Source organism: Marinobacter aromaticivorans, from assembly GCF_002806975.1.
In the GTDB taxonomy this organism is placed as follows: domain Bacteria; phylum Pseudomonadota; class Gammaproteobacteria; order Pseudomonadales; family Oleiphilaceae; genus Marinobacter; species Marinobacter aromaticivorans.
Genome location: NZ_NIHD01000007.1, coordinates 77,363 through 90,413, shown reverse-complemented (window position 1 = coordinate 90,413; position 13,051 = coordinate 77,363). Strand labels below are relative to the sequence as shown.

The 13,051-nt window shown below is 56.0% G+C and carries 11 protein-coding genes; 6 read left to right on the top strand and 5 right to left on the bottom strand.

The annotated features are described in order from the left end of the window. Positions 1-338 precede the first annotated feature (338 nt). From CDH48_RS11665 to CDH48_RS11650, 4 genes are all read left to right on the top strand, one after another. Positions 339-1,355, top strand: a complete 1,017-nt coding sequence (locus CDH48_RS11665; protein WP_100688920.1) for a hypothetical protein — start codon at positions 339-341, stop codon at positions 1,353-1,355. Positions 1,356-1,408: 53 nt separating this feature from the next. After that, positions 1,409-1,759: a hypothetical protein gene (locus CDH48_RS11660; RefSeq protein ID WP_100688919.1), complete on the top strand. Its 351-nt coding sequence runs from the start codon at positions 1,409-1,411 to the stop codon at positions 1,757-1,759. A 13-nt stretch (positions 1,760-1,772) separates the two neighbouring features. After that, the gene (locus CDH48_RS11655) at positions 1,773-2,465 is read left to right on the top strand and encodes a C39 family peptidase (protein ID WP_227521061.1); all 693 of its coding nucleotides are present in this window, start codon (positions 1,773-1,775) and stop codon (positions 2,463-2,465) included. 73 nt (positions 2,466-2,538) lie between these two features. After that, on the top strand, positions 2,539-2,961 hold the full coding sequence (locus CDH48_RS11650) for a hypothetical protein (RefSeq protein WP_157807825.1): 423 nt from the start codon (positions 2,539-2,541) through the stop codon (positions 2,959-2,961). Here CDH48_RS11650 and CDH48_RS11645 read toward each other — a convergent pair. Together CDH48_RS11645 and CDH48_RS11640 are read right to left on the bottom strand one after the other, a co-directional pair. Further along, positions 2,958-4,019 carry a transporter gene (locus CDH48_RS11645; RefSeq protein ID WP_157807824.1) on the bottom strand — a complete coding sequence of 354 codons (1,062 nt, stop codon included), beginning with the start codon at positions 4,017-4,019 and terminating at the stop codon, positions 2,958-2,960. The two genes, CDH48_RS11650 and CDH48_RS11645, sit on opposite strands and share 4 nt — an antisense overlap. Positions 4,020-4,021: 2 nt before the next feature. Continuing rightward, positions 4,022-5,353 carry a sigma-54-dependent transcriptional regulator gene (locus CDH48_RS11640; protein WP_198515499.1) on the bottom strand — a complete coding sequence of 444 codons (1,332 nt, stop codon included), beginning with the start codon at positions 5,351-5,353 and terminating at the stop codon, positions 4,022-4,024. Positions 5,354-5,757: 404 nt separating this feature from the next. Between CDH48_RS11640 and CDH48_RS11635 the strand changes: the two genes are divergently transcribed. Continuing rightward, a complete protein-coding gene (locus CDH48_RS11635) occupies positions 5,758-7,617 on the top strand; it encodes an SLC13 family permease (RefSeq protein WP_100688916.1) in 1,860 nt (619 codons plus the stop codon). 49 nt (positions 7,618-7,666) lie between these two features. Beyond that, positions 7,667-9,022 carry a selenoneine synthase SenA gene (gene senA / locus CDH48_RS11630; RefSeq protein ID WP_100689057.1) on the top strand — a complete coding sequence of 452 codons (1,356 nt, stop codon included), beginning with the start codon at positions 7,667-7,669 and terminating at the stop codon, positions 9,020-9,022. A gap of 2 nt (positions 9,023-9,024) precedes the next feature. On the opposite strand, the gene CDH48_RS11625 is transcribed toward senA, so the two are convergent. The 3 genes from CDH48_RS11625 to purD form a co-directional block, all read right to left on the bottom strand. Next, positions 9,025-10,605, bottom strand: a complete 1,581-nt coding sequence (locus CDH48_RS11625; protein ID WP_100688915.1) for a cation:proton antiporter family protein — start codon at positions 10,603-10,605, stop codon at positions 9,025-9,027. Positions 10,606-10,706: 101 nt separating this feature from the next. Beyond that, on the bottom strand, positions 10,707-11,654 hold the full coding sequence (locus CDH48_RS11620; RefSeq protein ID WP_100688914.1) for an alpha/beta fold hydrolase: 948 nt from the start codon (positions 11,652-11,654) through the stop codon (positions 10,707-10,709). A 104-nt stretch (positions 11,655-11,758) separates the two neighbouring features. After that, entirely contained in the window at positions 11,759-13,045 is a 1,287-nt protein-coding gene (purD, locus tag CDH48_RS11615) for a phosphoribosylamine--glycine ligase (RefSeq protein WP_100688913.1), read from the bottom strand. Between the last annotated feature and the right edge of the window lie 6 nt (positions 13,046-13,051).

Here is a 13,051-nt window from a genome sequence, read left to right as displayed (position 1 = left end):
CCCAAAAACCCTGCAGCTGGAAACAGTTTGCGGGGTTTTTTGTTTTTTACACTGCAGGTTCTTTGTATGTAGCTGAAATTGTGGAAAAACTGCCTTATTACTGCTTTTCCCTCATTCACGCTGTGTCATCCCTGGAACAGTTCCTGTTTTCGCAAGGGCGGGTCTTCCCGCAGCGCCAGCCTGAAAACCCTTTAAAAATATAGGCTTGGTTGCAGTCGCCTTATTCTGGCACGGGAATCGCTTTCTACGTGTTATGGGTCTGGACCTTGGCTTGCTCGGAGGTTAGCGGGTTGGGTCGGATTCCTGGAAAAGCCAATAACCTAGAAGGAAACGACATCATGAATACCAAAAAAGGACTGCTGGCTGCTGCTATCGCAATGAGCCTGGGTGTTACCGGTTTCGCCTTTGCGGCGCAAGGTGGAGACGGGGATCCGAACACCAATGCGGATAATACTTCCACTGCCAACAACGATCAGTCAGGCAATACCGACTCTGGTAATAACAACTCCACAAACACCAATAACTCCGATAACTCGGACGGCTCTGATAACTCGAACAATTCAGACAACAGCACGGATGTTGCCGATGCGTTCAAGATTGCCAACAGTGGTAATACCAATGCCTCGGACAACTCGGATAATTCCGATGCTTCCGACAACTCTGATAACTCCGACAACTCGAATAACTCAGACAACAGCACCGATGTTGCCGACTCGTTCAAGATTGCTGACAGCGGAAATGATATGTCTGACAACTCAGATAATTCCGATAACAGCGACAATTCAGACAATTCGGACAACTCGGATAACAGCACAAGCGTGAATGACGCATTCAAAATTGCCGACAGTGGCAATACCAATGCGTCGGATAATTCCGACAATTCCGACAACTCGGATAATTCGGATAACTCCGACAATTCGGATAACTCCGACAATTCGGACAACTCCGATAATTCGGATAGCTCCGACAACAGCACCAATGTCAATGATTCATTCAAGATCGCTGACAGTGGTAACAGTGACAGTTCAGACAACTCCACCAATGCCACGGATTCCTACAACAGCGACAGCAGTGACAGCTCTGACAACAGCGTTACCGAGCTGAATCTCTCGCTGGAGGTGTTCATGAATGATGCTGACCTCAATGGCAGCGTTAGTGGCACCAGTGTGACCTATGGTGATTCCAACGGTGGGTATTCCTACACCAATGTCAGTGCTTCCAATGAGATCTCCGGAGGCTCGGCTAACTTCACCGGTGTTGGTGCCTTTGCCCAGAACGCCGGCGTGGGCAGTGTTACCCAGGCTAACGTGAGTGTCATGTCCAACCTGTCCGCAGGTGGCGGCGGCACCCAGTGAGCAAAGCGGGCCGCACCTCAGGGTGTGGCCCGGCTTCTGCCGGGAGGCGTGTCATGACTAACGTCATCAGAAGGATGCTGAGGATTGCCTGTTTAATTATGGTCATGGGGCCAGTTGCCGGAATGGCAGCCGAAGAATGGATGAGCGAGGCCCCGATGAGTGCAGATCAACTGGAGCAGTTTAGTGGTCGCCAGGGGATTCCTGTCCAGGTGCAGCTTAATGACAACCAACAGAGTGCGGTGGTCACCGGAAATACCTTGTCGGGCCCTTCAATGACCGGCAACAACATGATTTCAGACCACGCATTCGGGAATATGAGTGGTATTGCCACGGTCATCCAGAACACGGGTAACCAGGTGGTGATTCAGGACAGTACTCAGGTGAATATTCTTATCAATCGCTGACAGGAGGTGGGCCATGGTGAAGCAGGGGCTTGTTGTATTCATAGCGGGTGCTGCGATGCTCTGGTCCACTGCTTTTGCGGGCACCGTCATGTTGCCGGGGCTGAATGGCGGACTCCAGTTGGAGGTTCGCAGTTTCAAGGAACAGCGTTTCAGCTCGGTTATGCAGCAGCAGTACGACTTCAGCTGTGGTTCTGCCGCGATCGCGTCGCTACTTACCTACCATTACGATAACGAAGTCACGGAGCAGGAAGTCTTCTCCGGAATGTTCTCGTTGGCAGATCCGGAAAAGGTTCGCAAGGAAGGCTTTTCCATGCTGGATATGAAACGGTTTCTGGAGTCTGAAGGTTATCAGGCTGACGGTTTTCGCATGCCACTGACGGGGCTGCGGGACAAGGTTCGCTTGCCGGTTATTGTTCTTTTGAATCTGAACGGTTTCCGGCACTTTGTTGTGATCAAGGGGATCAGTGAGGACGAAGTGTTTGTCGGCGACCCGGCCCGGGGGCTTAAAGCCTATTCCAGAGCAGAGTTTGAAGAGTATTGGAACGGCGCAGCCTTTGTTATTCGCAGCAATATACAGCAGGGAAGAAGCAGGTTCCTCACCGATGGAAACTGGCCGCAGATTGTCCGGGCACCGCTTTTCAAAGCACAGGAAGGGCCGTCACTCGGTCATACGCTGCCATATTGGCCATCAACAAGGGAGTGGTAACGCCATGGTCAGCCTACCGCGGTGTGCAATTACAGGACTGGTCGTTGTTCTCGGAATTGCGGGAATGCCCGCAGTGGCAGATGGAATTTTTTCAGCTCCGGCTCTGAGCGACAATGAGCTGGCCGCACAGAGGGGTGGCTTCAGTCTGGACAATCTGGAGATCTCGATCGGGCTGGAGCAAGTGGTTTCTGTGAACGGCGAAACCCTGGCGATCAATCGCCTGACGATCCCGAATCTGAATCAGTTGGTCAGTGGTAAGGCTATGCCGCACAGGGTTGAGACCGTGCTTGGTATTATCAACTCCGGGCAGAACGGGCAGGCGCTTGTCTCAGCCAGCTCAAACGATGGCGGGTGGATGACGCTGATCCAGAATGACCTGAATAGCGCCGTTATCCAGAATGCACGGCAACTGAACATCGAACTGAATAATCTGGGGGCAGGCTATCGAATCCCCGATAACCTGCGGGCCCCCATCCTCCAGTTTCTTGGACACTAGAGGCTGATTGGCAGTTTCAGGGTGATCTCAGTGTTCGGAGCATTCTCTGTTACTCCGACATTGACGGTAAGGCTCAGGGTTGTGCTGGATGTTAGCCGCTGAGACAGCCCGAATGCCAATGAACCGATCTGGATACTGTCAAAGTTAGCGCTGAACAGATCTATGTCGCGTTCGTAGGTGGTCTTTCTGATAATCGAGTGATCGTAGCCCAGACTGAACGACGTCCGTTCATTGAATGCAAACCCCATGCCGAACCCGTACCGCACCACATCCCCCGGGTTAACCGTATTGCCATTCTCGTAGCCTTTTTCGTCCTTCAGGGTGTAAACGTAACTGAGATTGCCATAAAGAACGGCAGGATCTGACGGATAGATGAATGATACTCCCGGCTCGAAAGACCAGAAGCCGGAGCCCGTTGGCCGCTCTGCAAGTTCAACGCCTATGGGGTTGCCCTGGCTATCGTTAATAATCTGCCGGTCAACGTCGTAGGGGCTATCGCCTGTAGGCGCTTTTACCCGGAACGACCCTATGATGTAGGGCCAGCCGTCAAGGCCATCGTTCAGCTGGTAACGGGCTGACAGCTCGATGTCTCCCAGGCCTTCGCCCGAAGACTCCCGCAAGGTATCTACCGGGGTGCCCTCAAACGCTTCCCGTTCCCGAAGATCTTCCTGGATGCTCAGGTAGGGCACTCTCAGCGCTGCTTCAAACCGGCTGGTGAAGCCATATTTGAGTGACATTGCCCCAACAAAAATATCCCGCTGTACTTCCGAGATATTGATGAGGCCGATCAGCAGGGCAGGAATGACGGTATAGCCCTCTACGGCAACCTGGGTAGCATTACTGTGGGCGTGGGAGAAAGAAGGCTCGATGGTGAAACGACCAGGCCGGGTGACAATGCCACGATCAGCGGTGATTGAGGCAATGTCTGTAGCCTGTTCGCTATCCTGTTCGGCCTGGCCTGGGGCAGCGGAAGCGTCGTCATGCTCCGGCTTTGCCATGGTTGATGCAGAAACCAGGCATGCACTCACAGCAAATAGCACAGGGGTATAGACTTTCATGTTCAATCTCCCTTCGGGTCCGGCTTTTTGTCGGCGGGGTGGTTAAGCGGATTCGAGTTGTGCCTGTCGAGGAGGCGGTACAGGGAAGCCCGCGATACTTTCAGCAGTCTTGCGGCCTCAGACATGTTGTGGTTTGCAAGTTGCAGGCTGCACAGCAGTGCCTGCCGGTCGGCTCTGTCGCGGAACTCTTTTAGACTGAGGCTGGAGAGTGCATCGGCGCCTGACCCCGGAGGGCTGAACCCGAGATCCGAAGCTTGGATAACAGACCGTTCGCTCAGCAACCATCCTTGTCGCAGCCGGTTTTGTAATTCCTGGAGGTTGCCCGGCCATGAGTGGCTAAGCAGGCACTTTTTGGCTTCCTTGCTCAGCCGTTTTGGATTAGCTCCCTGGGGTAATGCTTCTAACAGTGAGCGGGCGAGTGTCAGTATGTCCTCTCGCCGGTCTCTCAGTGGAGGCAGCTTTACTTCAAGGCTGCCAAGCCGGAAGTAAACATCACTTCGGAAGCGACCGAGTGCAACCAGATCAGGCAGGGGCTCGCTGGTGGTTGTTATAATTCGGCAGTCAACCGTTATCTGGGCGCTACCGCCCACACGCTCAATCTGGCTTTCCTCGAGAAAACGCAGGATTATCGATTGTTGCTCGGGTTTCAGCTCGTTAATACCGGAAAATACCAGAGAGCCGCCATCTGCCTGCTCAAGTCGTCCCTGTCGGCAACTAAGCGCACTGGTAAAGGCACCTTTTTCATAGCCGAACAACTCACTCTGGGTGAGACTGGTGGGCAGGGCCGCACAGTTAATCGTAACCAGCGGACCCGCCGCACGGGCGGAGTGTGAATGGAGAAACCGGGCTGCAGCCTCTTTTCCGGTGCTGCTTTCGCCGGAAATCAATACCGGCTCCAGGGTCGTTGAAAAGCGCTGAAGCAGGCTGCGGACATGCCGAATGGCTTGAGAGTCGCCCAGCAGTGCAAGATTCTGATAATCATCATGAACAAAACTGCTGGCAGGCTCTATAATTGCTGCCATACCCCAGAGGTGTCCCAGCGCCATGCTGATGCGTTGACTGTCCACAGGCAGTGTATGGAAGTCGGAACAGTAACGGCTGATAAGCTGTGCAGCCCGCGTACCGTTGGCAGGCAGCTCGGGCGCTATGGCAACCCAGTATTTCAGGTCCAGCATTTCGAGCCAGCTTTCCGGCCAGGGCATACGCCCGCCACGCACACTGGGGAATTCCAGCACGCCCACCCTGGCCCCTTCCGGAACACAGGTGAACAGGGGCACCGGCTCGTCAAGATTGAAATCAATCAGATTCCAGTTTGCTTCCAGTTCCTTTCGCACGCAGTTATTACTGTTTGCCGCTGATAACCAAACAAGCGGTCTCTTTTCCACCATGGCAAACCTCCAGGGGAGTAGTGCCTCGGAAATGGGACTGCCAGCCGTCCAGGATTGCGTTGGTCAACCGGAACCACGAAAAATCCGGTCACTGTCCTGTGTGACCAGCTATGACTGTCTGATACAGACAGGTTTTTTTGCTTCTCTGCTTGCACGCAGACTACGTACCAGGCCGCCCATAGGCATTGTTATACAAGTGCTTGCGAAGGACGTGCACTTGGCGCAAACGAAGAACTGTAAAAAACGCTGACATATTCAGAGGGCCGGTGTTCACCTGTGAACGCGTGTCTGCGCTACTTTGTCTTTGCTTTGATATATTCTGTAACTCAACCAATCTCAGGAGGTCACCCTTGAGTATCGAGCAAGGCATTGTGTTTGCGGTACTCGGAACCACCCTCGCCATGTTTGTGTGGAACCGCCTGCGTTTTGATGTGGTAGCCATGCTCGCTCTGCTGGCGGTCGCCATAACCGGGTTGGTGCCAACAGAAGAGCTCTTTGCCGGTTTTGGACATCCTGCTGTGATTACCGTGGCGGCGGTGTTGGTGATAAGCCAGGGGCTGGTGAATGGCGGGGTCGTGGATAATATTGCACGGCTGCTGGGCCGGATCGGCCATCGCCCGACGCTTCAGGTTCTTACCCTGACCAGCGTGGTCGCGCTTTGCTCCGGTTTTATCAATAATGTGGGTGCGCTGGCGTTACTGATGCCGGTCGCCATCTGGATGTCACGGGAAGCCGGGCGCTCCCCCTCATTGTTGCTCATGCCGCTGGCCTTCGGGTCGTTGTTGGGCGGTACCATGACCCTTATCGGTACGCCGCCCAATATCATCATTGCCTCCTACCGCGAGGGCGGCACCTTCAGGCTGTTTGATTTTGCCCCTGTGGGTGTGGCAATTACCCTGGCGGGGATCGCCTTCATTACCCTGGTCGGCTGGCGCCTTGCACCCCGTCGGGAAGAGAGCCCGGCTAACAGCAAGTTGTTCAGTATTGGTGAGTACGTTACCGAGCTTCGTATCCCAACAGACTCTCCGCACGCGGGCGGGACCTTGCACAGTCTGTTAACGGCCGCCGGAGACGAGCCCGATATCGTTGTTCTCGCGCTGATCCGGGGTGAGAAACGTCTTACAGTGCCCTCTACATACAAGATTTTACGCGAGGGCGATGTTCTGTTGGTTGAAGCGGATACCACCAGTTTGCAGACGTTTCTTGATAAAACGGGGCTGAAACTTGCGCAACAGGCCATTGATGACGAGGAAGTGGAAAATGGTAGCGACAAGACCAGCGATAGCGCTGAAACCAAGACCGCCGGCAGCGACAATGCCGAAACCGACAAGGCGGCGCCGATGCGGATAGCAAAAGGCGAACTTCACCTGGTGGAGGCGGTTATAGCTCACGACTCCTCGCTGGTAGGGCAGACCGCCAACCGGCTGCAGTTGCGGGAGCGTTACCAGCTGAATATTGTTGCTGTGGCGCGGCTGGGTTACCGGCTTAAACGGCGTCTTGGCGACATCAGGTTCAACGCGGGTGATATATTGCTTGTGCAGGGCTTTGAGGACTCGCTGAGTGGTACTCTGGCTGAGCTGGGTTGTCTGCCATTGGCCGAACGGGGTCTGAGGCTGGGCTCTCCCCGCAATACCGCGAAGGCGTCCGGCATCTTTGCGGCGAGTATTGCCGCCATTGTTACCGGGCTGCTCTCGGCACCTGTTGCCCTGGTAGCCGGTGCCGTTACCATGGTGCTGGCCAAGCTCCTGTCCGCAGCGGAAGCATACAAGTCAATCGACTGGTCGGTGATTGTGCTGCTGGCTGCCATGATACCAGTAGGCCAGGCTCTGGAAACCACGGGGGGTGCCGGGCTTATAGCCGCTCAGATGCTGGTGCTTGGTGAGAACCTGTCGGTAGCTTCCGTGCTGGTCATGATACTGGTGGGCACATTACTGTTATCCAACGTAGTCAATAATGCGGCGGCGGCGATTGTGGTCGCACCTATTGCCCTGAGCCTGGCCAGTGAACTGCAGATACCTTCGGATGCAGTGTTGATGGCGGTTGCCGTTGGCGCCTCCTGCGCGTTCATGACGCCAATTGGTCACCAATCCAACGCCCTGGTTATGGAGCCAGGAGGCTATGAGTTTGGTGATTACTGGCGCCTCGGTTTACCCCTGAGTGCCGTTGTCACAGCCGTTGCGGTGCCGGTCATTATGCTGGTCTGGACCTGATAGTATAAGCAAGAGGCACGTTTGACGAACCATGATGGAAACCGAACAGATGCGAAAAGCTGAATTGCTGGCGGAGCTTGAGCTGGCGCGGAAACGAACCCGGGAACTCATCATCACCCTGGATGAAAAGCAGCTGGATGTTCCCTATCACCCGGGCGTGAATCCGCCGCTCTGGGAAATGGGGCATGCCGCCTTTTTCTACGAAGTGTTCGTGTTCAATCTTCTGGATGGCGATGTCAGCTTTGATCCTTCCATGGACGACCTTTGGGACTCGTTCCACATTGATCATCAGGATCGCTGGCGCCGGGATCTGTTTCCCGGCCTTGAAAAGACGCTGGCCTATTTCGATCATGTCTACAACAAAATGGCGGAGCGTATCGAGCGCAAGCCCCTGGCAGACCGCGACCTCTACCTGTATCGGTATGCGATCTTTCACCAGAACATGCACATAGAGTCGCTGGTGTGGTGCCGCCAGACCGTTGCTTATCCGGCGCCTGCGGGTGCAAATGTCCAGCGTCTTGCCCCCGCAGCAGCGGCAGACATGCCTTTGCGAGGGGATGTGGTTATTCCCGCTGGCCGCTGGTTGATCGGTATGCCCGGCAATTCCATGCGCTATGCGGATGAGGATTTCGCGTTCGACGCCGAAAAGCCCCGCCATGAGGTGCGGCTGGAGGGGTTCGCGATTTCCCGGTGCCTGGTGAGTAATCAGGAGTTTATGGCTTTTGTCGAGGACGATGGTTACCAGAAACCGGAACTGTGGTCGTTTGGTGGTCAGAAATGGTTGCGAACAGCAACCGACGTGGCATTGGCGCAATGCGCGCCCCGGCCGATGCTGCAAACACCCCGGCACCCGCTGTACTGGCGCTGGCATGATGGCCAGTGGCAAGAGCGGTTATTCGATCAATGGCAGCCGTTGAACCCCGATGCTCCGGTGACCCATGTCAGCTATTGGGAAGCCGAAGCCTACTGCCGCTGGGCCGGGCGACGCCTGCCCACGGAATACGAATGGGAAGTGGCAGCGCTTGCTAACCGCAACGATGAGCCCTTCCGCAGGTATCCCTGGGGCAACGAGGCGCCGGCTGCCACGCACGCCGATATGAACGCCAGCGCCATGGCCCGGAACCCGGTAACGGAGTACCCGCAAGGTGACAGCCCCTTTGGCTGCCGGCAGATGATCGGCACGGTATGGGAGTGGACCAGTAGCCAGTTCTTTCCTTACGACGGCTTTTGCATGGACATGTATCCGTTCATGTCCACGCTCCAGTTCGGCGATCACAAGGTTACCCGTGGTGGCAGCTGTGCCACATCATCCAGCCTGATTCGTGGTACCTACCGCCAGGCGTACCTGCCCCAGAGAAACGATGTTTACACCGGCTTCCGGACCTGTGCCCTGTCCGCAGGCTGAGCTTAGCCCGCCTTGTCTGAGACCAGCGCCGGTACGGGTGGAATCCTGTCCAACAGGTGACTGGCCAGCGCCACGCCGGTTTCGCTCATGGTCAGATAAGCATCGTCTGCGCCGGCTTCGCAGATGCGTTCCGCTTCGTCGGCGTACATGGTGTGGGCGACAATGTAGCCGGTAAAGCCCAGCTTTCTCAGCATTCGTGCTGCAATCAGTTTGGCCTCTATATCGCTCATCGCAAGAATAACCGCTTCCACGGATGGCATATGAAGCGCTTCCCAGAAGGTGTTGTCTTCGGCATCGGCATAGACAACGTTCCTCCCTTTAGCCTGGTGTCGTGCCACCTTTGGGAGGTCAGAATCCAGCGCCATAAGCCTTGCTTCCGTAGTTTGCAGCCAGTCATAGGCGGCTGTGCCTGTGCGCCCCATACCCATGACCAGAACACGGGTGTCGCCCAGGGAGATGGGTAGTTCATCAGGGTGCCGCTGGTGGCTCTCGAGGCGCACAAGGCGATGGCTAAAGCGTTCGTACAGTGGGTGAGCGAGCCGGTTCAGGGGGGCGGAAATCAAAAAAGAAAGCGCTACCGTTATTGCCAGAGGGATCAGCCACTCCGGCAGCGCGATGCTGGCAACGATCAGCCCGAACTCACTGTAGTTGGTAAGTGCCAGTGCGGTAAGAAAGCCACTGCGGGCACGCAGGCGGAACAGCAGCATCAGGAAGAAAAACAGGATGCCCTTGAGGGGCAGCACCAGCGCCGCCACAATGGCAAAAATAACAGCGTTGGTGTCGGGCAGGCCGCCTATACCGATTTGCAGGAAAAAACCGACCAGAAAGATCTCTTTCACGCTCCAGAGGGATTTCGCCAATTCCTGGCTGCGGGGGTGGTTCGCCAGAATGGCACCGAAGACCAGGGCGCCCAGTTCCGAACTGAGCCCGATCGCTTCAAAACCCATACCGCCGATAACCAGTGCCAGCAACATGCCCAGAAGAACCAACAGTTCGTCGTGCCCGCTGGCATCCAGTAACTTGTACAGCAGTGGCCGCAGCAATGGCAGGCCGAAAACAATCAGTGCCCACTGCGAAGGCGTCTGGCCGGCTGCCAGGCTCATAACAAGCAGGGCAATCAGGTCCTGCATGATCAGAATGCCGATGGACACCCGCCCGTGGAAGGCTCTGAGCTCACGCTTGTTTTCCAGTACCTTTGCGGCCAGTACGGTGGACGAGAAGGAGAGGGCAACGGCCAGCATGAACGCCACATACCAGCTTATATCCATCAGCAGGTAGAGCCCCGGCGTAAACACCAGGCAGGTAATCGCAAAGTGCAGCAGGCTGCCGCCGATCACTTCCGGGCTGATAACCGATTTAAGCTTGAGCTTGAGGCCCACCGTAAACAACATCAGCAGTACGCCCAGGTGGGCGATATGTGCAAGCACAGCGGTGGGCTCGGCAGAGATGCCGATAGAGGGGCTGGCGGCAAGACCGCTGAGCACAAAACCGGCCGCCAGATAGCCAACCAGTGGTGGCAGGCCTACGGCCTTGATCAGCAGGCCAAGGCCAAATGCAAAAGAAATCCAGATAGCTTCAGGCATGAGAGGTTCTTTCAGGGGGAACGGATTAACTTTCGTGTAAGGCTACCCTGTTTTCTCGGGACGTTGAAGCCGACAACAACAGAACCTCCTGCACGATTGCCTTAGCCGGCCTTTGCAATGCGGGGTTTGGCAAATTCCAGGAACAGGCGTGCAGATGCCTCCGGAGCCTCAATCATCGGTGCGTGGCCAATACCTTCCAGTATTTCCAGCCTGGCACCGGAAATGGCTTCCCGAAAAACCTCACCATTGCGGTAGTCAATTACGCGGTCTTCCTTGCCCCAGATGATAAGTACCGGGTCTTCAATACGTTGTATGGCATTACGGAAGTCTGATTCAAAGCCGGCATCACGTATGGCGGCAAAGATCACCTTGTTCACCTCCAGGTTGGCGATGGCTTTTTCTTCCATAACACCGAGAATCGGCCAGGGTACAAAGGGTTTTTCTTCCATCGCAAAATCCATCAGGCGTTCAAAATCACCCGGCTTGCTGGGAATGAGGGGGTTGTCGCCGGCGAGCACTATGCTAACCATTTCGTTTTCATACTCAAGAATGCCTGCCGGGTCGAACAGGACAGCGGTTTTTATCTGTTCCGGGTAGGTTGCGGCATAGAGGGCGGTGATGCCGCCGCCCATCGAATTACCCATCATGTGCATGTCCCGGATACCCAGAGCGTCAAGAATACGGGCAAGGTGGCCAACCTGGTCTTCCAGGCGATAGCCCAGGTCCAGGGGTTTGCTGCTTTCACCGTGGCCCGGAAGGTCTACAGCGTAAACGTTGAAATCATCGGTGAGCTCCCGGGCAAGGCGCGTCCAGTTATCCTTGTTGGCGCCAAACCCGTGCACCAGAACAATGGTATCGCCGTTGTTGGCTTTGGTGTTCCGCAGGTAAGCGATGTTCAGATCACCCACCGTAATCTCGTCTGCTTCAAGTCCGGCTGCGGAGCGTTCAAAGTTAATGGCCGTTTCATAAAGGTCGTGACGGGAGCAAGCACTTACGAGCAGGACGGACAAAAGTAGAAAAACGGCAGTAAAAGGCGATCGTTGCAGCATCTGAATGGTTCCTGGAGTCTGTGTATCGTTCTTTCCCGGGGCGGATTTACACTACTCCAAAAAAAGGCCCGGTCAATGGCCGGGCCCGGGTTCCGGTCAAGCGATTAGACCTGCTCGCGGGCAATGGCCCGATATGCAATGTCCTTGCGATAAAATGCGCCATCCCAGCGGATCTTTTCAGCCAGTTGATAGGCCCGTTGCCGGGCCTCTGTCACGGTGTTGCCCAGTGCCGTTGCGCACAGCACCCGACCGCCACTGGTCACTACCTGGCCGTCCTTGAGAGTGGTTCCTGCGTGGAATACTTTCTCGCCCTCTGTTTCGGTTTCCGGCAGGCCGGAAATAACATCGCCTTTGTTGTAACTGCCGGGATACCCGCCTGCGGCCAGCACAACGCCCACGGCGGCACGCTCGTCCCATTCCGAACTGCACTGATCCAGTTTGCCATCAATGGCCGCCTGGCAGAGTTCGACAATATCGGACTTCATCCGCAGCAGAATCGGCTGGGTTTCCGGATCACCAAAGCGACAGTTGAATTCGATGACCTTGGGGGTTCCGGCTGCGTCTATCATCAGGCCGGCGTACAGGAACCCCTTGTAGGGATGACCCTCGGCAGCCATGCCGCGCACCGTTGGGTAGATAACCTCGTCCATGATGCGCTTGTGCACCTCAGCGGTCACCACCGGAGCAGGGGAGTAGGCTCCCATGCCACCGGTGTTGGGGCCGGTGTCGCCGTCGCCTACGCGCTTGTGGTCCTGTGAGGTGGCCATGGGCAGCACATGCTCGCCATCCACCATCACAATAAAGCTGGCTTCTTCGCCGTTGAGGAATTCCTCAATGACAACCCGGCTGCCTGCCTCGCCAAAGGCGTTGCCTGCCAGCATGTCACGGATGGCATTTTCGGCTTCCTCAAGGGTCATGGCTACGATGACACCCTTGCCGGCGGCAAGGCCATCTGCCTTGACCACAATGGGGGCACCCTGTTCACGCACATAAGCCAGAGCTTGGTCTACGTCGGTAAAGTTGCCGTAACCGGCCGTGGGGATCTTCTGGCGGGCCAGAAAGTCCTTGGTGAAGGCTTTGGAACCTTCCAGTTGCGCTGCGCCGGCACTGGGGCCGAATACGCGCAGGCCGCGCTCTTCAAAGAGATCGACAATGCCGGCCACCAGCGGTGCTTCCGGACCAACGATGGTGAGGCCAACGCTGTTATCAGCGGCGAATTTGGCCAGCCCTTCAAGGTCCATAACGTCCAGGTCGACGTTTTCAATACCCGGCTCGCGGGCTGTGCCCGCGTTACCCGGCGCCACAAAAACCGTATCCGCATCCGGAGACTGGGCTGCCTTCCAGGCCAGAGCGTGTTCACGCCCGCCACTGCCGATTACCAGAATGTTCATATTTCG

What these genes read in the sequence shown, in the direction of transcription:
- CDH48_RS11655 (WP_227521061.1), top strand. Translation starts at nt 1,773, where the DNA reads ATGGTGAAGCAGGGGCTTGTTGTATTCATAGCGGGTGCTGCGATGCTC.
- CDH48_RS11660 (WP_100688919.1), top strand. Translation starts at nt 1,409, where the DNA reads ATGACTAACGTCATCAGAAGGATGCTGAGGATTGCCTGTTTAATTATG.
- CDH48_RS11625 (WP_100688915.1), bottom strand. Translation starts at nt 10,605, where the DNA reads ATGCCTGAAGCTATCTGGATTTCTTTTGCATTTGGCCTTGGCCTGCTG.
- purD (WP_100688913.1), bottom strand. Translation starts at nt 13,045, where the DNA reads ATGAACATTCTGGTAATCGGCAGTGGCGGGCGTGAACACGCTCTGGCC.
- senA (WP_100689057.1), top strand. Translation starts at nt 7,667, where the DNA reads ATGCGAAAAGCTGAATTGCTGGCGGAGCTTGAGCTGGCGCGGAAACGA.
- CDH48_RS11665 (WP_100688920.1), top strand. Translation starts at nt 339, where the DNA reads ATGAATACCAAAAAAGGACTGCTGGCTGCTGCTATCGCAATGAGCCTG.
- CDH48_RS11645 (WP_157807824.1), bottom strand. Translation starts at nt 4,019, where the DNA reads ATGAAAGTCTATACCCCTGTGCTATTTGCTGTGAGTGCATGCCTGGTT.
- CDH48_RS11620 (WP_100688914.1), bottom strand. Translation starts at nt 11,654, where the DNA reads ATGCTGCAACGATCGCCTTTTACTGCCGTTTTTCTACTTTTGTCCGTC.